At 74.4% G+C, this 22,733-nt stretch carries 18 protein-coding genes; 10 read left to right on the forward strand and 8 right to left on the reverse strand.

Annotation, left to right across the window (positions count from 1 at the left end):
• Window positions 1–170: 170 nt before the first annotated feature.
• The 8 genes from LG943_RS22645 (at window position 171) to LG943_RS22680 (ending at window position 9,017) form a co-directional block, all read left to right on the forward strand.
• On the forward strand, window positions 171–1,310 hold the full coding sequence (locus LG943_RS22645; protein ID WP_270074368.1) for an ABC transporter substrate-binding protein: 1,140 nt from the start codon (window positions 171–173) through the stop codon (window positions 1,308–1,310).
• Window positions 1,311–1,423: 113 nt separating this feature from the next.
• Window positions 1,424–2,209: an ATP-binding cassette domain-containing protein gene (locus LG943_RS22650; protein WP_270074369.1), complete on the forward strand. Its 786-nt coding sequence runs from the start codon at window positions 1,424–1,426 to the stop codon at window positions 2,207–2,209.
• Window positions 2,209–3,489 carry a sugar ABC transporter permease gene (locus tag LG943_RS22655; RefSeq protein WP_270074370.1) on the forward strand — a complete coding sequence of 427 codons (1,281 nt, stop codon included), beginning with the start codon at window positions 2,209–2,211 and terminating at the stop codon, window positions 3,487–3,489. Before LG943_RS22650 ends, LG943_RS22655 begins: the two co-directional genes overlap by 1 nt.
• A 260-nt stretch (window positions 3,490–3,749) precedes the next feature.
• Window positions 3,750–3,995, forward strand: a complete 246-nt coding sequence (locus LG943_RS22660; protein WP_270074371.1) for a hypothetical protein — start codon at window positions 3,750–3,752, stop codon at window positions 3,993–3,995.
• Window positions 3,996–4,119: 124 nt separating this feature from the next.
• Entirely contained in the window at window positions 4,120–4,839 is a 720-nt protein-coding gene (locus tag LG943_RS22665) for a sulfite exporter TauE/SafE family protein (RefSeq protein ID WP_270074372.1), read from the forward strand.
• A gap of 42 nt (window positions 4,840–4,881) precedes the next feature.
• A complete protein-coding gene (mug, locus tag LG943_RS22670; RefSeq protein ID WP_270074373.1) occupies window positions 4,882–5,523 on the forward strand; it encodes a G/U mismatch-specific DNA glycosylase in 642 nt (213 codons plus the stop codon).
• A 95-nt stretch (window positions 5,524–5,618) separates the two neighbouring features.
• A complete protein-coding gene (gene dxs, locus LG943_RS22675) occupies window positions 5,619–7,541 on the forward strand; it encodes a 1-deoxy-D-xylulose-5-phosphate synthase (protein ID WP_270074374.1) in 1,923 nt (640 codons plus the stop codon).
• Between the two features lie 120 nt (window positions 7,542–7,661).
• The gene (locus tag LG943_RS22680) at window positions 7,662–9,017 is read left to right on the forward strand and encodes an FAD-dependent oxidoreductase (protein WP_270074375.1); all 1,356 of its coding nucleotides are present in this window, start codon (window positions 7,662–7,664) and stop codon (window positions 9,015–9,017) included.
• Between the two features lie 80 nt (window positions 9,018–9,097).
• Here LG943_RS22680 and LG943_RS22685 read toward each other — a convergent pair whose 3' ends face one another.
• Window positions 9,098–10,567: a neutral zinc metallopeptidase gene (locus tag LG943_RS22685; RefSeq protein WP_270074376.1), complete on the reverse strand. Its 1,470-nt coding sequence runs from the start codon at window positions 10,565–10,567 to the stop codon at window positions 9,098–9,100.
• Between the two features lie 122 nt (window positions 10,568–10,689).
• The gene (locus LG943_RS22690; RefSeq protein WP_270074377.1) at window positions 10,690–11,385 is read right to left on the reverse strand and encodes a TetR/AcrR family transcriptional regulator; all 696 of its coding nucleotides are present in this window, start codon (window positions 11,383–11,385) and stop codon (window positions 10,690–10,692) included.
• A gap of 236 nt (window positions 11,386–11,621) precedes the next feature.
• On the opposite strand from LG943_RS22690, the gene LG943_RS22695 reads away from it, so the two are divergent.
• Window positions 11,622–13,856, forward strand: a complete 2,235-nt coding sequence (locus tag LG943_RS22695) for an MMPL family transporter (protein WP_270074378.1) — start codon at window positions 11,622–11,624, stop codon at window positions 13,854–13,856.
• A gap of 36 nt (window positions 13,857–13,892) precedes the next feature.
• Here LG943_RS22695 and LG943_RS22700 read toward each other — a convergent pair whose 3' ends face one another.
• The 6 genes from LG943_RS22700 to LG943_RS22725 all read right to left on the reverse strand — a co-directional run bounded on the left by LG943_RS22700 (window position 13,893) and on the right by LG943_RS22725 (window position 21,197).
• Window positions 13,893–14,453, reverse strand: coding sequence for an STM3941 family protein (locus LG943_RS22700; RefSeq protein WP_270074379.1), 561 nt, complete (start codon window positions 14,451–14,453; stop codon window positions 13,893–13,895).
• Between the two features lie 108 nt (window positions 14,454–14,561).
• Window positions 14,562–16,685 carry a 3-hydroxyacyl-CoA dehydrogenase NAD-binding domain-containing protein gene (locus LG943_RS22705; RefSeq protein WP_270074380.1) on the reverse strand — a complete coding sequence of 708 codons (2,124 nt, stop codon included), beginning with the start codon at window positions 16,683–16,685 and terminating at the stop codon, window positions 14,562–14,564.
• On the reverse strand, window positions 16,682–17,860 hold the full coding sequence (locus LG943_RS22710; protein ID WP_408648636.1) for a thiolase family protein: 1,179 nt from the start codon (window positions 17,858–17,860) through the stop codon (window positions 16,682–16,684). The genes LG943_RS22705 and LG943_RS22710 overlap by 4 nt, the downstream gene beginning before the upstream one ends.
• A gap of 207 nt (window positions 17,861–18,067) precedes the next feature.
• On the reverse strand, window positions 18,068–18,988 hold the full coding sequence (locus tag LG943_RS22715; protein WP_270074386.1) for a tetratricopeptide repeat protein: 921 nt from the start codon (window positions 18,986–18,988) through the stop codon (window positions 18,068–18,070).
• A 204-nt stretch (window positions 18,989–19,192) separates the two neighbouring features.
• Complete coding sequence (locus LG943_RS22720; protein ID WP_270074382.1) at window positions 19,193–20,464, reverse strand: HRDC domain-containing protein; 1,272 nt, start codon at window positions 20,462–20,464, stop codon at window positions 19,193–19,195.
• Window positions 20,465–20,615: 151 nt separating this feature from the next.
• Window positions 20,616–21,197 (reverse strand): DUF3000 domain-containing protein, encoded by a 582-nt coding sequence (locus LG943_RS22725; protein ID WP_270074383.1) that lies wholly within the window; start codon window positions 21,195–21,197, stop codon window positions 20,616–20,618.
• A 543-nt stretch (window positions 21,198–21,740) separates the two neighbouring features.
• Between LG943_RS22725 and hemE the strand changes: the two genes are divergently transcribed.
• A complete protein-coding gene (hemE, locus tag LG943_RS22730; protein ID WP_408648637.1) occupies window positions 21,741–22,709 on the forward strand; it encodes a uroporphyrinogen decarboxylase in 969 nt (322 codons plus the stop codon).
• Window positions 22,710–22,733 lie beyond the last annotated feature (24 nt).

Here is a 22,733-nt window from a genome sequence, read left to right on the forward strand (position 1 = left end):
CACGGGTTGAATGAAGCCTCTGTGACGTTTCGGTTATTCGTTCAAGGCTTGACGGCAAGCTGGTGGCGGGGTTTGACTTCCCGCATCGGCCCACCGAGTGACCCGGCCCACACTGCGCGACCGGTGTCCCCCCACGTACGACTCGGTGGCCTCAGAGGAGGTCAAGTTCGTTGAACAAGCGAAGCGGATACGCGGGCCGCGCCGCGCTGGGCGCGGCGGCGGCACTGTCGGCGCTGACCCTGGTCGCCACCGGCTGCGGCGCCACCACCACCGGCACCGGTGAGGAGGGCGGCGACGCCAGCGTCGAGGAGGGCTTCAAGGTCGGCCTGCTGCTGCCGGAGTCCAAGACCGCCAGGTACGAGGAGTTCGACAAGCCCCTCTTCGAGCAGGCGCTCCAGGAGCTGTGCGAGAACTGCGAACTGCTGTACCAGAACGCCGACCAGGAGACCTCCAAGCAGCAGTCCCAGGCCGAGGCCATGCTCACCGACGGCGTGGACGTGCTCGTGCTCGACGCCGTGGACTCCGAGGCCGCCGCCGGGATCGTCAACAACGCCCAGAGCCAGGGCGTGCCCGTCGTGGCCTACGACCGGCTCGCCGAGGGCGGCGTGGACTACTACGTCTCCTTCGACAACCACCGCGTGGGCGAGGTCCAGGCCGAGGCCCTGCTGACGGCCCTGGAGGAGGAGGGCGGCAGCGGCGAGCCGCAGATCGTCATGATCAACGGCGCGCCCACCGACCCCAACGCCGGCGACTTCAAGGACGGCGCCCACGGGGTCTTCGAGGGCCAGGTCGAGATCGCCGCCGAGTACGACACCCCCGAGTGGTCGCCCGACCAGGCCCAGACCGAGATGGAGCAGGCCATCACCTCGGTGGGCGCCGACAACATCGACGGCGTCTACGTGGCCAACGACGGCATGGCCGCCGGCGTGGTCGCCGCCCTCAAGAGCGCCGGCGTGGACGACCTCCCGCCCATCACCGGCCAGGACGCCGAGATCGCGGGCGTGCAGCGCATCATCTCCGGCGAGCAGTACATGACCGTCTACAAGGCGATCGAGCCCGAGGCGCGCACCGCCGCGGAGATGGCGGTGGCCGCCGCCACCGGCGAGGAGTACCAGGCCGGCGAGGGCGTGGAGCTGACCGAGGTCGAGGACAACGACGGCAACACCATCCCCGCCGTGCTCATCGAGCCGGTGCCGGTGACCGTGGACGAGGTCCAGGACACCGTGGTGGCCGACGGGTTCTACACCGTCGAGGAGATCTGCACCGAGGAGTACGCCGACACCGACTTCTGCCAGGACCAGGCGGAGTAGCCGGCCGCCGACACGCCGACGGGCGCCGGTCCTGCACACCGGCGCCCGTTGCCGAGCGGGACACCACAAGCCACGCGACTCCCGTCGTGGACGGAAGCCTAAAGGACGCCACATTGAGCACACCAGTCCTGGAACTGTCCGGGATATCCAAGAGGTTCGGCGCCGTGCAGGCCCTCGACCAGGTCGACCTGCGGGTCGCACCCGGTGAGGTGGTCGCCCTGCTGGGCGACAACGGCGCCGGCAAGTCCACCCTCGTCAAGGTCATCGCCGGGGTGAACCCGGCCGACAGCGGCGACATCCTCTGGGAGGGCAAGCCGGTCTCCATCGGCCGGCCCGGCGACGCCCAGCGCCTGGGGATCGCCACCATCTACCAGGACCTCGCCCTGTGCGACAACCTCGACATCGTCGCCAACCTGTTCCTGGGCGTGGAGAAGTCGGCCGCCGGGATCCTCAACGAGGTCGAGATGGAGCGGCGGGCGCTGAAGCTGCTGGACTCCCTGTCGGTGAAGATGCCGAGCCTGCGGGTCCCGGTCGCCTCGCTGTCGGGCGGCCAGCGCCAGATCATCGCCATCGCCCGCTCACTGCTGGGCGAGCCCAAGGTGGTCATGCTCGACGAGCCCACCGCCGCGCTGGGCGTGGCCCAGACCGCCCAGGTGCTCGACCTCATCGAGCGGCTGCGCGACCGCGGCCTGGGCGTGATCCTCATCAGCCACAACATGGCCGACGTGCGCGCCGTGGCCGACCGCGCCGTCGTCCTGCGCCTGGGGCGCAACGCCGGCGACTTCCCGGTGGAGGACACCAGCTACGAGGAGATCGTGGCGGCCATCACCGGTGCGGCCGACAATCCGGTCTCGCGGCGCTCCGGGCGCGCGTCGGTGGGTCGGACGGAGGAGGCGTGATGGCACAGCAGACACCCATCACCGGCAAGGCCGGCGCGTCCGGCGGGAAGTCCGGCATCGGGGTCGAGCCCGACCCCCGGCTGCTCGTCACCCAGACGTCCCCGCCCGGCCTGGCCGCGGCGGCGCTGCGCCGCATCCGCGGCGGCGAGCTGGGGCCACTGCCGGTCATCGTCGGCCTCATCGTCATCTGCGTGGTCTTCCAGCTCATGCACGAGCGGTTCCTCTCGCCGCAGAACCTGTCCAACCTGACGGTGCAGGTGGCGGCCGTGGGCCTGATGACCACCGGCGTCATCATGGTGCTGCTGCTGGGTGAGATCGACCTGTCCATCGGGTCGGTGGCCGGCGCGTCGGCCTCGGTGCTGGCCGTGCTGGCGGTACGCATGGGCGTGTCGGAGTGGCTGGCGATCCTGGCCGCCATCGGCACCGGCCTGGCCATCGGCATCCTGCACGGCACGGTCTTCGCCAAGATCGGCGTACCGGCGTTCGTGGTCACCCTGGCCGGCCTGCTGGGCTGGCAGGGCGTGCAGTTGCAACTGCTGGGCAGCGACGGCACCATCAACATCAGCGACAGCGGCGCGATCGCCGCGCTCACCCAGACGTTCTTCGTGCCGGCCTTCGGCTGGGGCATCGCCGTCGTGGTGGTCGCGACGTTCCTGGTGTTCACCCTGCTGGGGGAGCGCCGCCGGGCCGCCGCCGGGCTGCCGGCCAAGCCGCCGGTGGAGATCGCGGTGCGGACCCTGGCCCTGGCCGTGCCGGTGTTCGGCGCCGTGTTCGTCCTCAACCAGTTCAAGGGCGTGCCGCTGGCGTTCCTCATCTTCGTGGGGTTCGTGGTGGCCTTCGACCTGATCCTGCGCAAGACCCGCTACGGCCGGATGGTCTTCGCGGTGGGCGGCGGCGCCGAGGCGGCCCGCCGGGCGGGCATCAACGTCGACGCGGTGCGGATCTCGGTGTTCGCGCTGGCCTCCATGCTCTCGGCGATGGGCGGCATCATCCTGGTGTCGCGGTCGTTCTCGGCCAGCCTGGACACCGCCGCCGGCGAGGAGCTGATGATGGCCATCGCCGCCGCGGTGATCGGCGGCACCAGCCTCTTCGGCGGGCGCGGCAACGCCTACTCGGCGCTGCTGGGCGGCCTGGTGCTGGGCGCCATCACCTCGGGGCTGTACCTGCTCCAGATGGGCACCCCGGTCCGGTTCATGATCACCGCGCTGGTGCTGCTGGTGGCGGTCACCCTGGACGCGGTCTCCCGCCGCACCCGCCGCACCCACGCCAGGGGCGGCTGACCCGCCGGCGGCGCGTCCCCCTCGCGCCGCCGCCGCGACCGCCCGCACCCCCTCCCCACCCCGGTGCGCGGGCGGTCACCCCGGCGCCCCCGGAGTCCTCCCTCCGGGGGCGCCCTCGCGTGTGCCCGTCCCCGGCGAACGCCCCGATGCCCGCCCGCCGGCCGGTTCTCACCCTCCTCTAGCTCGGTTCGCACCCGCGCCACGTGCGCGGACGGCAGCATGGGGGATGAACGCGAACCGACCACGTCAGGGGGCAGCGGATGGGGATCCAGCAGCGGATGTTCGGCGAGGGCGCGAGCGGGCCGCAGGTGGTGCTCGACCCCGACGCCGCGCAAGGGGCGGAGCGCGCGGCGGGTGCGCGGGCGGCCGGCACCGATTCGCAGGCCGCGCCGGCGGTGCCGCCCGCGGCGGTCGAGGCCGTCACCGGGGTCGAGGTCGACCCGGCGGCGCCCGTGTGGGAGTGGGCGGTGCCGGGCCTGGACCAGGCGCGCTTCACCGCCGTGTGAGGCGCCGCCCGGCGGGCCGCGCCGGGCCGGCCGCGCGGGGGAGCGGGCCGGAGGCGGGATGACCCGATGTTCCGGCAATGCGGGCAATCCGACCTGGAATGCGGGGATATAGCCTCGCTGACCGATGCCCGAACTCTCCTTCCTCCTGACGGCCGGCCTGGCCGTGCTGCTGGGGGCGGTGGTGCAGAGCGGCGTCGGGCTGGGCCTGGGCCTGGTGGCGGCGCCGGTCGTCGCGCTGCTCCACCCCGAGTACATGCCGGGCACCATGCTGGTGGTTACCAGCGTGCTGCCGCTGTTCACCCTGGGCACCGAGTGGCGGGAGATCGACTGGCGCGGCCTGGGCTGGGCCATGCTGGGCCGGGTGCCCGGCACCGCCGCCGGGGTGGGGGTGGTCGCGCTGGTGGCGCCCGAGGTGCTGGGCGGGGCCGTGGGCGCCATGGTGCTGGTGGCCGTGGCGCTGACCGTGCGGGCGGTGCGGGTGCGGCTGAGCCGCACGGCGCTGGTGGTGGCCGGCGTGGTCTCCGGGGTCACCGGCACCGCCACCTCCATCGGCGGGCCGCCGCTGGCGCTGCTCTACCAGCACGAGTCGGGCCCGCGCATCCGCGCCACCCTGGGCGCCTACTTCCTGCTGGGGGCCGTGCTGTCGCTGGGCATGCTGGCGGCGGGCGGGCAGTTGCACGCCGAGCACGTGCGGGCCGGGCTGTGGCTGCTGCCCTTCGAGGTCGCCGGGTTCCTGCTGGGCCGGCCGCTGGCCCGCGTGGTCGACGCCGGGCTGATCCGGGCCGCGCTGCTGTGCGTGGTCACGGTCTCCGGCGCCGCGCTGCTGGTGCAGTCGCTGCTGTGACCCGGTCGGCCCCCGCCGCGCCTCGGGTAGGCTCCGGAGGCCATGAGCGCATCCAGCGGCGCCCAGCGCCCCCGCCCCCGGCGCCCGTCGAAAGCCGACCTCGCCGCTGCGCACGGCGCCGTCATCGACGACGTGCTCGCCCCCGGCCTGGACATCCTCTTCTGCGGCATCAACCCGGGCCTGTACTCCGGGTGGACCGGCCACCATTTCGCCCGGCCCGGAAACCGGTTCTGGCCCGCTCTGCACCGCGCGGGGCTCACCCCCCGCCAACTGCGCCCCGAGGAGCAGCACCTGCTGCCCGACTGGGGCCTGGGGATCACCAACCTGGTCGCCCGCGCCACCGCGCGCGCCGACGAGCTGACCCCCGCCGAACTGCGCGAGGGCGGCGCGGCCCTGGCCGCCAAGCTGCGCGACCTGCGACCCCGTGCGCTGGGCGTGCTCGGCGTCACCGCGTTCCGGCACGCCTTCGGCGACCCGGGCGCCCAGATCGGGCCGCGCGAGGAGCCCATCGCCGGCGTCCCGGTGTGGGTGCTGCCCAACCCCAGCGGGCTCAACGCCCACTGGAACACCGACGGCATCGCGGCCGAGATGCGCCGCCTGCACGACGCCGTCGCCGCCGCCGAGGGGACCGAATCGTCCGGGGCCGGGTGGGTTCGGTACCACCCGCCGCCCAGCGGCTCATAAACTCGGGAAAACCGAGCAGGACGAGGCGTGCACGGTGCGGAGGGACCGCGCCCGGCCCAGTCGGGGCACGCCGGATCGAGGGGACTGACGAGACGTTGACGCTACTCGACTCGCTGCGCAACCCGGACGACCTCAAGAAGCTCCCGGCTGAGAGGTTGCCGCAGCTCGCCGCCGAGATCCGGGAGTTCCTCGTCACCGAGGTCACCCGCACCGGCGGCCACCTGGGCCCCAACCTGGGAGTGGTCGAGCTGACCATCGCCCTGCACCGCGTCTTCGACTCCCCGCGCGACCCCATCCTGTTCGACACCGGCCACCAGTCCTACGTGCACAAGCTGCTGACCGGCCGCAAGGACTTCTCCGGCCTGCGCAGCCGGGGCGGGCTCTCGGGCTACCCCTCCCGCGCCGAGTCCGAGCACGACTTCATCGAGAACTCCCACGCCTCCACCGTGCTCTCCTACGCCGACGGCCTGGCCAAGGCCAACGAGGTCCAGGGCCGGCGCGACCGCACCGTCGCCGCCGTGGTGGGCGACGGCGCGCTGACCGGCGGCATGGCCTGGGAGGCGCTGAACAACATCGCCGCCCGCCACGACCGCCGCGTCGTCATCGTCGTCAACGACAACGGCCGCTCCTACTCGCCCACCATGGGCGGCCTGGCCGACCACCTCGCCTCGCTGCGCATGACCCAGGGCTACGAGCAGGCGCTCGACCTCGCCAAGGCCGCGCTGAACCGCGCGCCCGTGGTGGGCCAGCCGCTGTACGAGGCGCTGCACGGGCTGAAGAAGGGCATCAAGGACGCCATCCAGCCGCAGATGATGTTCGAGGACCTCGGCCTGAAGTACGTCGGCCCCATCGACGGCCACGACGCCGCCATGGTCGAAAAGGCGCTGCGCCGCGCCCGCGACTTCGGCGGCCCGGTGATCGTGCACTGCATCACCCAGAAGGGCAAGGGCCACGCGCCGGCCGAGAACCACGAGGAGGACCAGTTCCACTCCATCGGCGCGGCCAAGACCGCCCCGGCGGGCGCGCCCAGCGCGCCCGCGCCGCGCAAGTGGACCTCGGTCTTCAGCGAGGAGATGGTGGCCATCGGCGCCGAGCGCGAGGACGTCGTCGCCATCACCGCCGCCATGCTGCACCCCACCGGCCTGGCGCCCTTCGCCGAGGCCTACCCCGACCGCTGCTTCGACGTCGGCATCGCCGAGCAGCACGCCGCCACCTCGGCCACCGGCCTGGCCATGGGCGGCCTGCACCCGGTCGTGGCGGTCTACGCCACCTTCCTCAACCGCTGCTTCGACCAGGTCCTCATGGACGCCGCCCTGCACCGCCAGGGCGTCACCTTCTGCCTGGACCGCTCGGGGGTCACCGGCCCCGACGGCGCCAGCCACCACGGCATGTGGGACCTGTCCATCCTCCAGGTGGTGCCCGGCCTGCGGCTGGCCGTGCCGCGCGACGCCCCGCGCCTGCGCGAGCAGTTGCGCGAGGCCGTCGCCGTCGAGGACGCCCCCACGGTCGTGCGCTACCCCACCGGGGCCGTCGCGCCCGAGATCGAGGCCGTGGGCCGCGTGGGCACCATGGACGTCCTGCGCCGGGCCACCCGCGCCAACCACTCCGAGGACCTGCTGCTCATCGCGGTCGGCCCCATGGCCGAGACCTGCTGCGAGGTCGCCGACCGCATGGCCGACCAGGGGATCGGGGTCACCGTCATCGACCCCCGCTGGGTCAAGCCGCTGGACGAGGCGATCGTGGGCGAGGCCGCCCGCCACCGCGTGGTGGCCGTGGTCGAGGACAACGGCCGCGTGGGCGCGGTGGGCGACGCCGTCGCCCGCACCCTGCGCGACGCCGACCTCGACATCCCGGTGCGCACCTTCGGCATCGAGCAGGAGTTCCTGGACCACGCCAAGCGCGGCGACATCCTGGCCGACATGGGGCTGACCCCGCAGAGCCTGGCCCGCGAGCTCACCGAGACCGTGTCGCGCCACGCCGAGCGCGGCGTGGGCGACACCGCCGGCGCCAAGCCCTGAGCCGTCGCGCCGCCTCGGGGAGCCCGCGCCGCCGGCGCGGGCTCCCCGAGCGCCCGCGCTCGTGCCCGCGCGCGCCCGGCTGAGCCGACGCGCGCGGGCGCGATGCGCGAGAATGGGGAGATGAGTTCTCCCGACCCACTTCGGGTGGCGGTCATCGGCTCCGGACCGGCCGGCATCTACACCGCCGACGCGCTGACCCGGCAGAGCCGCGAGGACGTCGCCGTCGACCTCGTGGACCGGCTGCCCACGCCTTATGGCCTGGTGCGCTACGGGGTGGCCCCCGACCACCTCAAGATCAAGCGCGTGGCCCGCACCCTGCGCGAGGTCCTGGAGCGGCCCCAGGTGCGCTTCGTGGGCGGCGTGGAGTTCGGCCGCCACGTCGACCGCGCCGCCCTGGCCCGCGCCTACCACGCGGTCGTCTACGCCACCGGCGCCGGCGTGGACCGCCGCATGGGCATCCCCGGCGAGGACCTGCCCGGCAGCGTGGCCGCCACCGACTTCGTCAACTGGTACTGCGGCCACCCCGACTCCGAGGTCGAGCGGTTCCTGCTCGACGCCGAGGAGGTCGCGGTGGTCGGCGCGGGCAACGTCGCCGTGGACGTCGTGCGGCTGCTGGCCAAGACCGGCGACGAACTGCGCCGCACCGACATCCCCCAGCCCGTGCTGGAGGTGCTGGCCGCCAGCCGGGTGCGCCGCATCCACCTGCTGGCGCGGCGCGGCCCGCTCCAGGCGAAGTTCACCGCGCCCGAGCTGCGCGAGCTGGGCGAACTCCCCGGCGCCGAGGTCTCCGTGCTGCCCGAGCAGGTCGACATCGACCCCACCGGCCCGCAGATGCGCACCGCCGAGCGCGCCGCGCGCACCAACCTGGCGATCCTCAAGGGGTGGGCGGCCCGCCCGCCCGCGCCCCGGCCGCGCCGCATCGAGCTGCGGTTCTGGACCCGCCCGGTGGAGGTGCTGGGCGCCGAGCGGGCCGAGGCGCTGCGGGTGGAGCGCACCGAGCTGACCCCCGAGGGGCGCCTGGTGGGCACCGGCGACCTCGGCACGGTCCCGGCCGGCATGGTGTTCCGCTCGGTGGGCTACGCCGGCACGGCCCTGGCCGGGGTGCCCTTCGACGAGGGCACGCACACCGTGCCCCACGCCGAGGGCCGGGTGCTGGAGCCCGGCGGGGGCGTGCGCGCCGGCGACTACGTGGCGGGCTGGATCAAGCGGGGCGCCACCGGGGTCATCGGCACCAACAAGTCCGACGCCGCGGCCACCGTGCGCTCCCTGCTGGACGACGCCCCGGCGCTGCGCGCCGCCGCGCCCGAGCTGGAGCCGGTCGAGGAGGTGCTGGCCGGCAGCGGCGCGGTCGTCACCGACTACGGCGACTGGCTGACCATCGACGCCGCCGAGGTCGAGCGCGGCCGCCGGCTGGGCCGGGGCGAGCGGGTCAAGCTCGGCGGGTGGTCGGAGCTGCACGGCGCGCTGGGCCGCTGAGGCGGCGCGGGTCCGGGCGCCGCGCACCGGACCCGCGCGCCGGGCCGGCCCGGCCGAATCGACCGGCCCGGCCCACCGGGCTAGTCGACCTCGGCCACCGGCGCGGCGTAGGTGTTGCACGCCTCCAGGGTGTCGGCCGAGGCCCCGTTGTCGAACCACTCCTGGCGGTTGGCCGAGGTGCCGTGGGTGGGCAGGTCGCTGCCGCTGTTGAGGAAGGAGTTGGCCCGGTCGATCTCGGCCTGGTCGAACCCGCCCAGCGCCTGCATGGCGACCCCGGCCATGCACTCGGCCTGGAGTTCGGTGCGGCGCAGCGCCTCCAGTTCGGCGTCCTGGGTGGGCGCCTGGCGCTCCATGGCGTAGCTCTCCTCCAGGATGCCGGTGACCTGCTGCACGTGGTGGCCGTACTCGTGGCCCAGCAGCGCGCTCCAGACGCTCTCCTGGCTGTCCTCGGGGACGTCGCGCGCCAGCTCCGAGACGTTGGGCAGCACCACGGTGATGGTCATGGTGCCGTTCTCGTAGTAGGCGAGGGTCATGCCCTCCTCGGGCGGGCCGGTGTCGGGGTTCTCCTCGGTGACGTCCCAGGTGGGCTCGGGGGTGCGCAGGCCCAGCTCCTCCAGCCGGGGCTGCCACAGCTCGTTGAGGCAGCGGCCCACCTCGTCGCTGAAGGCGCGCCAGGAGGCGTCGGAGTCGGGGTCCAGGTCGGGCGGGGTGCAGTCGATCGACTCCGGCATGGCCAGGTCGTAGGCGGGGTGGTCGGCGACGTCGAGGTCGATGGCCCCGGGGCGGGCGGCCAGCCGCTCGTCGTAGTGGGCGGCGGGGTCGTCGCTTGAGGGCGCCTGGCCGCCGGCGGCGGGGGCGCCGCCGGGGTCGGCGGCCACCACCAGCGCCACGCACAGGGTCAGCGCGACCACGGCGGTGAACGCCGAGGCGCCCACGGCGATCCACACCGCCGTGGTGCTCCCGCGCCGGGGCGCGGGCGGGTAGCCGCCCGGGGGGAAGCCGTAGCCGGGGTGGCCCCCCGGGTGGGGGTGGCGGCCGGGGGGCGGGCCGAACGGCGCGGAGGGGGCGAAGCCGGGATAGGCGCCGGTCGGCGGCGCGCCGGGGCCGCCGGGGGCGCTGGGAGCGCCGGGATGTCCGGCGGCGGCGCCGGGAGTGCCGGGGTGCGGTTGCGCCGGGAACGCGCCGGTGGCCCAGGGACCCGGGGCGGGCGCGCCGGGCCACCCGGCGGTGAAGGCGCCCGTGGCCGGTCCGCCGGGAGCCGCCGGGGAGGCGGGGGCGCCCGGGGAGCTGGGGGCGGCGCGGAACGCGCCGGTGGCCGGGCCGGCGGGTGGGACCGGGCGGGCGGGCGCGGCCGCCGGGGCCGGCGGCGGGTCGGCCGGCGCCTCGCCGGGGCCGGCGCCCTGGGGGTCGAGGGGCGCGGCGCCGGGCGCGGGGGCCTCGGCCCGGGGGCCGGGGGAGGGCGGCGAGGGCTCCGCCGGGGGTCGGCCGCCGGCCGGGCCGTCCGCGCCGTCGGGGGTGGTCTCCACGGGCTGGTCCTTCTGGTTGCGCAACGCGGGCAAGCGTGACGATCAACCATATTCGCCCCGCACACGCGCGCGCTCAGCGCGGTCGGCAATCGGCCGGGACCGGCCAGCGCCGCGCGGGGCGGACCGGTCGCGGTCAGCCGGTGCGGTCAGGGGGCGCGGTAGACCACGCCTAGCCCGGTGACCAGGTCGCGCAGCTCGGCCTCGAACAGCGCGCCCAGGTCGTCGGCCACGAACCCTAGGTGCCGGAACACCTCCATGCACACCAGGCCGTAGAAGCGCACCCAGGAGCGCAGCATGAACCGCGTGGCGGCGTCGGAGGCGTGGTCGCCGGTGAACCCGGTGCACGCGGCGAAGGCGTCGAGCTGGGCGCGCAGCTCCGCCGACGCCTCGGGCTCGGCCGGCGGCGGGGCGAAGCGGCCCTCGGCCAGCAGCCGGTCGAACAGCGAGACGAAGGCGGCGGCGAACCGCTGCCCGGCCACCGCCGCCGGGCTGTCCTCCTCGGGGCCGGTGTCGGTGACGGCCGGGCCGAACAGCAGGGTGAACTCGGCGCGGTTGCCCAGCGCCCAGGCGCGCACCGCGCGCAGCGCGGCCAGCACCCGGCCGTCGGTGTCGTCCTCGGGCAGCGCGGCCTGGGCGGCGGCCACGGCGTCGGTCAGCTCGGTGAACAGGTCGGCGCGCAGGGAGTCCAGCAGGTCGTGCAGGCTGGCGAAGTAGCGGTAGAGCCCCGGCGCGGTCATGCCCATCTCGCGGGCGATGGCACGCAGGGAGACTCCCGCCGCGCCGTGCGCCACCAGGTGGCGCCGCGCGATCTCCTTGATCTCCCGGGATGTGGCCTCACGCACACGCTCGCGCCGGGTGGGCGGTGCCGTGTCCGCTACCTGCGTGGATGCCGGTGGGGTGGGCCGTGTGGGCAATTCCTCGTCCCTTTCCGCCCCCCGCTGCGGTGATCGCGGGGCGCCGTGCCACGATATCGTCATAATCGTTAACGACGTAAGCTTAGTTAACGCTGGTAACCACCGGTGTGCGCCGGTGTCTGCTCTGTTCATCCCACGTCTGTGAGACGCCGAGGAGCGGTTTCATGTTCGCAGGTCTGGGGCGCTTCACCTACCGGTGGCGCGGCTGGGTGCTCGCCGCCACCGCCCTCTTCGCGGCCTTCGCGGGGGTATGGGGCACCGGTGTGTTCGGCGCCGTCAGCGAGGGCGGATTCGAGGACCCCGGATCGGAGTCCGCCCGCGCCTCCGCCGCCCTGGAGGAGGAGCTGGGCCACGACGAGGCCGACGTCGTGGTGGTCTACCGCAGCGACGAGCTGCGCATCGACAACCCGATGTTCGCCTTCTCCGTCCAGCAGATGCGCGACGACCTGCCCGAAAACCGGATCGCCTCGGTGCGCACCTACCTCGACGACGGGCTCAGCGACACCGAGCGCGGCATGCTCGTCTCCGAGGACCGCCACGCCACCTACGTGCCGATCACCCTGGCCGGCGACACCGACGCCGAGCGCATGGCCAACTTCCACGCCATCGAGGACGAGCTGGACGCCGGCCAGCTCGACACCGAGATCGGCGGCCCGGTCGGCATCGAGTCCGACCTGGCGGCCCAGGCCGAGGGCGACGTCGTGCGCGCCGAGTTGATCTCGCTGCCGGTCCTGCTGGTGCTGCTGGTGGTGATCTTCGGCGGCGTGGTGGCCGCCCTGATGCCGCTGGCCGTGGGCGGCCTGGCCATCCTGGGCTCCCTCACCCTGCTGCGCGCCCTCACCTACGTCACCGACGTCTCCGTCTTCGCCGTCAACGTCGCCACCATCCTGGGCCTGGGCCTGGCCATCGACTACGGCCTGTTCATGGTCAACCGCTTCCGCGAGGAGCGCGCGCGGGGCACCGACGTGCGCGAGGCCGTGCCGCGCACCCTGGCCACGGCCGGGCGCACCGTGGCGTTCTCCGGTGTGACCGTCATGATCGCCTTCGCCGGCCTGCTGTTCTTCCCCCAGCCCATCCTGCGCTCCATCGGCTTCGGCGGGATCGCCGTGGTGCTGTTCGACGTGCTGGCCGCGCTGGTGGCGCTGCCCGCGCTGCTGGCGGTGGCCGGCGACCGCATCGACTCCCTGCGGCTGTTCGCCCGCGCCCGGCGCCGCCGCGAGCTGCGCCGCGCCGCCCAGGGGCGCGGCCCCGAGGAGGCCGCCGCCGGCGGCGCCTGGGCGCGCCTGGGCCACAGCGTCATGCGCCGCCCGGTGTTCTACCTGGTGGCCGTGGGCGCGGTGCTGCTGGCCTTCGCCTCGTCCCTGGGGGCCACCGAACTGGGCTCCACCGACCAGCGCTACCTGCCGGCCGACGCCGCCAGCCGGGTGGCCACCGAGTCGCTGCGCGAGGACTTCCCCGCCGGCGGGATCGGGCGGATCGACGTGGCGGTCACCGGCGACGTCGAGCGCGCCGAGCTGACCGACTTCGCCGACCGCCTGGGCGGCCTCGCGGGCGCCGAGGGCGCGGAGGTCTCGCGCACCGGCGAGGACGCCGCCCACATCACCGTGGCCTACGAGGGCGAGACCGACGACCCGGAAACCGCCGACCTGGTGCACGCGGTGCGCGCCGCGCCCGAGCCCGAGGGCGCCGAGGAGGTCCTGGTCGGCGGCCCGGCCGCCATGCAGATCGACAACGTCGCGGCCATCGTGGACACCCTGCCCACCACCGTCGCGTTCGTCGTGGCCACCACCCTGGTGCTGCTCTTCCTGGCCTTCGGCTCGATCGTGCTGCCCGTCAAGGCGGTGCTGATGGGCGCGCTGTCGCTGGGCGCCTCCCTGGGCGTGGTCGTCTGGGGCTTCCAGGACGGCCACCTGTCGGGGGTGCTGGGGTTCGAGGCGGTCGGCACGATCGACCCCACGTTCATCGTGCTGATCGTCATCATCGCCTTCGGTCTGGCCATGGACTACGAGCTGTTCCTGCTCAGCCGGGTGCGCGAGGAGTTCGCCCGCACCGGCGACAACGCCCACTCGGTGGCGGTGGGCCTCCAGCGCACGGGCGGCATCATCACCAGCGCGGCCCTGCTGCTGGTGGTCGTGCTGGCCGCCATGGGCTCCTCCGACCTGCTGTTCCTCAAGATCATGGGCATCGGCCTGGCCATGGCGGTGGTGGTCGACGCGACCCTGGTGCGGGCGCTGCTGGTGCCGGCCACCATGCGGCTGCTGGGCCGCGCCAACTGGTGGCTGCCCGCCCCGCTGCGCCGGCTGCACGACCGGGTGGGGATCACCGAGGGCGAGGAGCTGCCCGAGGAGCCGCGCGAGCCCGGAAAGCCGCGCCCGGCCGAACCCGCCGGGGCGCGCTGAGCCCGCCGGACCGGCGCCCGGCCCTCGGGTGCCGCCCTACCGGTGGCCGGGGGCGGCCTGGCGGCGGTCGTCGAAGGGCAGGTCGGGCTTGAAGCGGTGGGCCGCCTCGATGATCTCGCCGATGGTGTGGTTCCAGGTCGGGCGTACCCGCACGGCGTTGGTGGTGTGCCAGGGCGAGGGCGGGTGGAACGGCAGTTCGGCCTCGTCGCGGTTGACGAACACCAGGTAGTGCAGCGGCACCGAGCCGCCCCGGTGCGGCACGACCTGGGTGCAGGCCCGCAGCAGCGCGACCTCCGACCACGGGAAGGAGAGGTCGTCGCCGCGCCCGCGCGGCCAGGGCGCGATGAAGTGCACGCCCGCCTCGTCCAGCACCAGCACCGGGCGGTGGGACAGGAAGCGGGAGACCGACACCAGCCCGGCGCCGCCGAACACCGCCACCGCCAGCGCGCCCAGCGCGATGTCGACGGGGGTGCCCCGCAGGACCAGTGCGACGCCGATACCGGTGAAGACCAGGCAGGCCAGGGTCAGCCACAGTCCCTCCCACGTGATGCGGAAGCGGTTGGAGACCACGAAGGGTGTGGCTTGGCGGCCCGACATAACGCCAGGATAACGCGGCGCGGTCCCCGAGCCGGTAGGCCCGGGGACCGCGTTGCGCGTGTCGCACCGCGCGGCGGCGGCGCCGGCCGCCGCCGCGCGGGCTCGGCGCTACACGGCGCGGGGCCGCCCGGAGTGGAACCGCGCGCCGTTGACCTTCTCCGACACCCCCGACCGGTCCAGGTAGGGCGTGATCCCGCCCAGGTGGAACGGCCAGCCCGCGCCCGCGATGAGGCACAGGTCGATGTCGGCGGGCTCGGCCACCACGCCCTCGTCCAGCATCAGCCGGATCTCGCGGGCCAGCGCCTCCAGCGCCCGCTGGAGGATCTGCTCCTCGCTGGAGGGGGCGGCGCCGCCGGTGAACAGCGCCCGCACCTCGGGGTCGATGGTCAGGTCGGGGCCGTAGACGGCGGTGCGGCCCGACTCCACCAGGGCCCGCAGTTGCGGGGAGACGCCGAACCGGTCGGGGAACGCCTCGTGCAGGGTCTCGGCCACGTGCAGCGCCACGGCCGGGCCGACCAGTTGCAGCAGCATCAGCGGGGTCATCGGCAGCCCCAGCGGCGCCACCGCGCGGTCGGCGACCTCGGGCTCGGTGCCCTCCTCGACCGCCGCCAGCACCTCGCCCATGAACAGGGTGAGCAGCCGGTTGACGACGAACGCCGGCGCGTCCTTGCACAGCACCGCGCTCTTCTTGAGCTGCTTGGCGGTGGCGAAGGCGGTGGCCAGGGTGGCGTCGTCGGTGCGCTCGCCGCGGACGATCTCCAGCAGCGGCAGCACCGCCACCGGGTTGAAGAAGTGGAAGCCCACCACGCGCTCGGGGTGGCGCAGGTCGGCCGCCATCTCGGTGATCGACAGCGAGGAGGTGTTGGTGGCCAGCACCGCCTCGGCCGGCACGACCGCCTCGACCTCGGCGAACACCTGCTTCTTGACGTCCATCCGCTCGAAGACGGCCTCGATGACGAAGTCGGCGTCGGCGAAGGCGTCCTTGGTGAGCGACCCCGACACCTGCCCCTTGAGCCGGTTGGCCTGGTCGGGGTTGATCCTGCCCTTGGCCAGCAGCCTGTCGACCTCGCCGTGGACGTAGCCCACGCCCCGGTCCAGCCGCTCCTGGTCCAGGTCGGTCATGACGACCGGCACGCCCAGGCGGCGGGCGAACAGCAGCGCGAGCTGGCCGGCCATCAGCCCGGCCCCCACCACGCCGACCTTGGTCACCGGGCGGGCCAGCGCCTTGTCGGGCGCACCGGCCGGGCGCCGCGCCCGCTTCTGGTTGAGGTCGAAGGCGTAGAGGCCGGCCGCCAGCTCCTCGCTCATGATGAGGTCGGCCAGCGCGTCGTCCTCGGCGGCGAAGCCCTCGTCGCGGGTGCGGTCCTTGGCGGCGGCCACCAGCTCCAGCGCGCGCACCGGCGCGGGCGCCGCGCCGTGGAGGCGGCCCTCCAGCGCGAAGCGGGCGTTGGCCACGGCCTGGTCCCAGGCGGCGCCGCGGTCGACCTCGGGCCGCTCCACGGCGGTCTCGCCCGTGACGACCCGGGCGGCCCAGCGCAGCGACTCCTCAACGAAGTCGGCCGGCTCGAACATCGCGTCGGCGATGCCCAGGGCGTGCACCTCGGGGCCCTTGATCATCCGGTTCTGGGCCAGCGGGTTGTCGATGATGAGCTTGAGCGCCTTCTCGGCGCCGATGAGGTGTGGCAGCAGGTAGGTGCCGCCCCAGCCCGGCACCAGGCCCAGGAAGGTCTCGGGCAGGGCGAACGCCGGCACCCCCGAGGAGACGGTGCGGTAGCGGCAGTGCAGCGCCACCTCCACGCCGCCGCCCATGGCCGCGCCGTTGACGAACGCGAAGGTGGGCACGTCCAGCTCGCCCAGCTTGCGGAACACGTCGTGGCCCAGGCGGGCCACCGCGTGCGCCTGCTCGCGGGTGCGCACCTGCGGCACCCCGGTGAGGTCGGCGCCCACCGCGAAGATGAACGGCTTGCCGGTGATGGCCACGGCCGCGATGTCGGTGCGGGCGCGCGCCGCCTCGATGGCGTCGTTGAGGCTGAGCAGCCCGGCCGGCCCGAAGGTGTTGGGCTTGGTGTGGTCGTGCCCGTTGTCCAGGGTGATCAGCACGGCCGTGCCGGCGTTGTAGGGCAGTTGGACGTCGCGCGCCAGGGCGCGGGTGACGACCTCGTCGGCGAAGACCTCGCGCAGGGCGTCGGGGGAGTCGGGGACGCCGCCGCCGCGCACGTCGGAGTCGCTCACTTGGCGCTTCCTTCCCAGTTGGTGTTCTCCCACAGCACGGTGCCGCCCATGCCCAGGCCCACGCACATGGTCGTCAGGCCGTAGCGGACGTCGGGGCGCTCGCCGAACAGCCGGGAGAGCTGCGTCATCAGCCGCACGCCCGAGGAGGCGAGCGGGTGGCCCAGCGCGATCGCGCCGCCCCAGGGGTTGACGCGGGGGTCGTCGTCGGGCACGCCGAAGTGCTCCAGGAAGGCCAGCACCTGCACGGCGAACGCCTCGTTGATCTCGATGAGGCCGATCTCGTCCATGGTGAGGCCCTGGCGGGCCAGCAGCCGCTCGGTGGCGGGCACCGGGCCCACGCCCATGACCTCGGGGTCCACCCCGGCGAAGGAGAAGTCCACCAGCCGCATGCGGGCGTCCAGGCCCAGTTCGGCGGCGACCTCCTCGGCGGCGATGATCGCACCGGTGGCGCCGTCGTTGAGGCCGGCGGCGTTGCCCGGGGTGACGTTGCCGTGCGGGCGGAAGGGCGTCTTCAGCCCGGCCAGGCCCGCCAGCGTGGTGTCGGGCCGGGGCGGCTCGTCGGCCGTGGCCAAACCGAAGCCCTGCTCGGCCGAGCGCACCAGCACCTCGACCAGGTCCTGCTGGATCTTGCCGTCGGCGTAGGCCTTGGCGACCTTCTCCTGGCTGCGCAGGGCGTAGGCGTCGGCCCGCTCCTTGGTGATGGAGGGGTAGCGGTCGTGCAGGTTCTCGGCGGTGTTGCCCATGACCAGCGCCGAGGGGTCCACCAGCTTCTCGGAGAGGAAGCGCGGGTTGGGGTCGACGCCCTCGCCCATGGGGTGGCGGCCCATGTGCTCCACGCCGCCGGCGATGGCGACGTCGTAGGCGCCGAAGGAGATCCCGGCGGCGGTGGTGGTGACGGCGGTCATCGCGCCGGCGCACATGCGGTCGATGGCGAAGCCGGGGACGCTGCGCGGCAGCCCCGCCAGGAGGGCCGCGCTGCGGCCGATGGTCAGGCCCTGGTCGCCGATCTGGGTGGTGGCGGCGATGGCCACCTCGTCGATGCGCTCCGGCGGCAGGCCGGGGTTGCGGCGCAGTAGCTCGCGGATGACGCGCACGACGAGGTCGTCGGCGCGCGTCTCGGCGTAGAGGCCCTTGCCGGCCTTGCCGAACGGAGTCCTGGCTCCGTCGACAAACACGACATCACGGGCAGTTCGCGGCACGATTTGCCCTCCTGGTTCCAACGGACGGGTGACCGGTACACGCACATGCTACTGGCCGGTAACTAGTGTGGCGAGCAGGGGAGCCGTCCCGGTGCGGCGCGCGCGCAAAACGCCCTCCCGCGCGGGGCGCGGGAGGGCGTGCGAAAGGGGGGTGCGGAGCGGGTGCGGGCGCGGCGCGCCGGTTCAGAACAGGGCGGCGGCGTCGCGGTGGCGGCCCTGGGCGCTCAGCGCGCCGGCGAGGTCGCGGCGCATGCGCAGGGTCAGCATGCGGATCTCGGGGTCGCCGGCGGCCGAGAGCCCGTTGAGGTAGGCCGCGCGCAGCGTGTCGACGGCCTCCTCGCCGCGCCCGCCCTGGAGTTGGGTGCGGCCCAGCCGGTGCTGGATGACCAGGGTGTCCAGGTGCTTGGCGCCCAGGCGGCGGCGCCGCTGGGCCAGCACCATGCGCAACTGCCGGGCGGCGTCGTCGTGGCGGCCCAGCGCGGTGTAGGACTGGCTCAGGCCGATGCGCAGGTCCTCGCGTTCGGTGGGGGTGCCGGCGTCCTCGACCGCGCGCTCGTAGTGGGCGATGGCGGCGTCGTAGCGGCCGCACTTGCGGTAGCAGTTGGCCAGCCGGCTGCGCGCGGTCACGGTGTCGGCGGCCACCGGGCCGAGCTGGGCGTCGCGGTGCTTGAGCAGCGCCTCCCAGTGCTCGGCGGCCTCGTCGGCGCGCCCGGCGTCCTCATAGGACCACGCCAGGTTCTCGCGGATGACGTCGGTCTGGGGGTGGTCGGTACCGTGCACCGCCTCGGCGTCGGCCAGCGCGCGCTCGAACTCCGCGACCGCCGCCTGGCGCCGCCCGATCTGGGCGTACTTGCTGGCCAGGTTGTTGCGCGCGGCGATGGTGCGGGGGTCCTCGGCGCCGTAGGAGTCCACGTGCTCGCGCAGGACCTGCTCCAGGGCGGCGGCGCGCACGGCGGGGGACTGCCCGGGCTCGCGCGCCGGGGGCACCGCCACGGTATCGCCGGACGCGAATCCGGTCTTGCGCAGCAGGGACCGCCACAACGACACCAGACTCACCACCCGTCGAAAGGAGACACCGGCCGCCGCCGACTCGCCGCCACGCATCAAGAACAGCACGATTCCATAACTTAATCCGGGCGAGAAGGCCCGGAAACACACCACAGGCAGGCGTTGCCGGTGAATTGTGTCACTTCCGCCCGTTTGGGCGGAACGCGAGGTTTGGTCGGGCGCGCCGGAGGCAATAGCGGGCGTCCGAATCCCCGCCCCGAAAGGGCCTCCCGGCCGCCCCCGAACCCCGCCGAGGCCGCCCTAGTCGCCGGCGACGCGCGCCAGCGCCTCGGCCAGCGGCCCCGCGGTCTGCTCCACCTGCCAGGCGCGGGCGTGGTGCTCGCGCAGGTGGCCGGACACGCCCTCGACATCGGTCCGGGCCGGCGGGCTCCACGCCAGCCGCCGCACGGCGTCGGGCTGGAGCAGGTTCTCGGTGGGCATCGACACCCGCTCGGCGATGGTGGCCAGCGCCGCGCGCACCGCCTCCAGCCGCCGCGCCGCCGCGGGGTCGCGGTCGGCCCACCGGTTGGTGGGCGGCGGGCCGTCGCCCGGCGCGCCCGGCTGGGGCAGTTCGGCCGGCGGCATGCCGCGTACCCGGTTGATCGCCTTGAGCCAGTTGGGGACGTAGCGGCGGGCCAGCCGCACGCTGAACGGCTTAATGGCGGTCAGCTCGGCGGCGGTGGCCGGCATGGCGGTGGCGGCCTCGATGATGGCGGCGTCGGGCAGGACCCGGCCCGGCGAGATGTCGCGCTCGCGGGCGATGCGGTCGCGCTCCACCCACAGTTCGCGCACCACGCCCAGGCCGCGCTGGTTGCGCACCCGGTGGATGCCCGAGGTGCGCCGCCAGGGGTCGGGCCGGGGCTCCTTGGGCGGCGCCGACACCACCCAGGCGAACTCCTCGCGCGCCCAGTCGAGCTTGCCGGCCTCGGCGAGTTCGGCCTCCAGCGCGTCGCGCAGGTCCACCAGGATCTCCACGTCCAGCGCCGCGTAGGTCAGCCAGTCCTGCGGCAGCGGGCGCACCGACCAGTCCACGGCCGAGTGCTCCTTGGCCAGGCGCAGGCCCAGCACCCGCTCGACCATCGAGCCCAGGCCCACCCGCTGGTAGCCCAGCAGGCGCCCGGCCAGTTCGGTGTCGAACAGCCGGCGGGGCCGCAGGCCGACCTCGGCCAGGCAGGGGAGGTCCTGGTGGGCGGCGTGCAGGACGAGTTCGGCGTCGGCGACGGCGGAGTCCAGCCCGGACAGGTCGGGGCAGGCGATGGGGTCGATCAGCGCCGAACCGGCGCCGGCGCGGCGCAACTGGACCAGGTAGGCGCGCTGGCCGTAGCGGTACCCCGAGGCGCGCTCGGCGTCGACGGCCACCGGGCCGCTGCCGGCGCCGAAGGAGTCCACCACGCGGGCGAGGTGCGCGGTGTCGGCCACCACCGGCGGGAGTCCGTCGCGGGGCTCGCGCAGCAGGGGGGCCTCCGGCTCGTGATGGCCGTCGGGGTTCTCCGGGTCCGGGGTACCTGTCTTGGAGTTCAGCACGTTCGCCACACCCCCACGGTATGCGGTCCCCATGCCAGGGGCACGACAGCGGGGGCGCCCTGGGGGAGCGGCGGGCGCGCGCCGCGGCGCCGCCGCCCGGCCCGCCGCCGGCGCTTCCGCGCGGGCGGCGGCCTGCGGGCGGCGGCGGGAACGGGGCGGCTCACCCCTCCGGGCGGCCGCGCCGCTGGCCGATGTCGGCGACGTCCGCCGGCGGCAGCCCGGCCGCGGCCGACAGCAGGTCCAGCCACACCGCCATGTCCGCCGACAGGTCCTCAGCCGCCGGCGTCCAGGACGCGCGCAGTTCCAGTTCGGTGGTCGAGGGCTGGTCGGCCTTGGCGGCGAAGCCCTCGGTGGTGGCGCGGGTGACGGTCCCGCTGAGGGACGCGTGCGCGCAGCCGCGCGCCTGGAGGGCGTCGGTCAGCCAGCTCCACGCCACCTGGCCGAGCAGGGGGTCGGTGGCGATCTCCGACTCCAGGTCGGCGGTCACCCACGCCACGACCCGGAAGGGGCCGGGCCAGTCGCGCGTGCCCTCGGGGTCGTAGAGCACGATCAGCCGGCCGAACGCGGCGTCGGCGTCCTCGACGCGGACGGTCGCCGACATGGCGACGGCGTGCGGCGCCAGTCGCTTGGGCGCCGGGATGTCCTCGACCGCGATCTCCGGCCGGACCGCGGGCGTGCGCAGACTCTCAACCGCGCGCTGGAAGGCGGGGGGCGCGTCATCGACCCTACCGAGAGGGGGCATGATGGAAACGACAGCCTTAATCTTGTTGCGGGGTTCCTCGCGCCAAAGACCGCGACCGACGAACCCCCGACATGTCGGGCGCACGCGTCCGCGGTCCCGCCGCCCAGCAGAGCGCACCGAAGGTCGCGGCGCGTGACGGCGGGCACTCCATGACGGTGGCACGACTCCCGCGCCACGACGCGGAGTTTTTCCGGCGTGTCGGCCTTTTGTAATGATCTTGGGACCGGCTTCGCGGCGAAGCCGTTACGCGGTGGCGGTCAATCCGGTTTCCGACCGGTCACACCCCGTGCCGGAATTGCCGCTGATCGGGCGAAACGCGAAGCTTGGCGGTGTGAGGCGGTGCTTGACTGGTTTTTGCCGGTTTTGCCCGTTTTTATCGGGCCGAACGCGCCCGTTCCCGGCGGCCCCCGCCGCGCCGCGCCGCACCCGCGTCCGCCACCCGGGGCGCGACCGCGCCGCACCCATGGCACGATCAGAGGTGTGACGCTGCACGACTCTCCTTTCCTCCGCGCCTGCCGGCGCCTGCCGGTGTCGCACACGCCGGTGTGGTTCATGCGCCAGGCCGGGCGCTCGCTGCCCGAGTACCGCCGGGTGCGCGCCGACGTCCCCATGCTGGACGCCTGCGCGCGGCCCGACATGATCGTCGAGATCACGCTCCAACCGGTGCGCCGCTACGACGTTGACGCCGCCATCTACTTCAGCGACATCGTGGTGCCGCTGAAGGCCATCGGGGTGGACCTCGACATCAAGACCGGCGTGGGCCCCGTGGTGGCCGACCCCATCCGCGACGCCGAGGGCGTCAAGCGGCTGCGCGCGCTCGAACCCGACGACGTGCCCTTCGTGACCGAGGCGGTCGGCGAACTGGCGCGCGAACTCGGCGACCGCCCGCTCATCGGGTTCGCCGGCGGCCCCTTCACCCTGGCCTCCTACCTCATCGAGGGCGGCCCCTCCAAGAACCACGAGCGCACCAAGGCGCTGATGTACGGCGAGCCCGAACTGTGGGCCGACCTCATGCACCGGCTCTCCGCCATCACCGTGGAGTTCCTGCGCGTGCAGATCGCCGCCGGCGCCTCGGCCGTGCAGCTCTTCGACTCCTGGGTGGGCGCGCTCAGCGCCGAGGACTACCGCGCGTCGGTGCTGCCGCACACCTCGTGGATCTTCGATCAGCTCGGCGGGCTGGACGTGCCGCGCATCCACTTCGGCGTGGGCACCGGCGAACTCCTGGGCCTGCTCAGCGAGGCCGGGGCCGACGTGGTGGGCGTGGACTGGCGGGTGCCGCTGGACCGGGCCGCCCAGCGGGTGCAGCCCGGCACGGCGCTCCAGGGCAACCTCGACCCGGCCACCCTGTTCGCGCCCTGGGAGGTGGTGGCCCGCCGCGCCGCCGACGTGCTCTCGCGCGGGGCCGCGGCCGAGGGCCACGTGTTCAACCTCGGCCACGGCGTGCTGCCCACCACCGACCCCGACGTGCTGGCCCGGCTCACCGAGTTCGTGCACACCGAGACCGCGCGCTAGCGCGGGCGCGGCGGTGCGCGGCCC

Source organism: Streptomonospora mangrovi, assembly GCF_027604915.1.
Taxonomy (GTDB): Bacteria; Actinomycetota; Actinomycetes; order Streptosporangiales; family Streptosporangiaceae; genus Streptomonospora; species Streptomonospora mangrovi.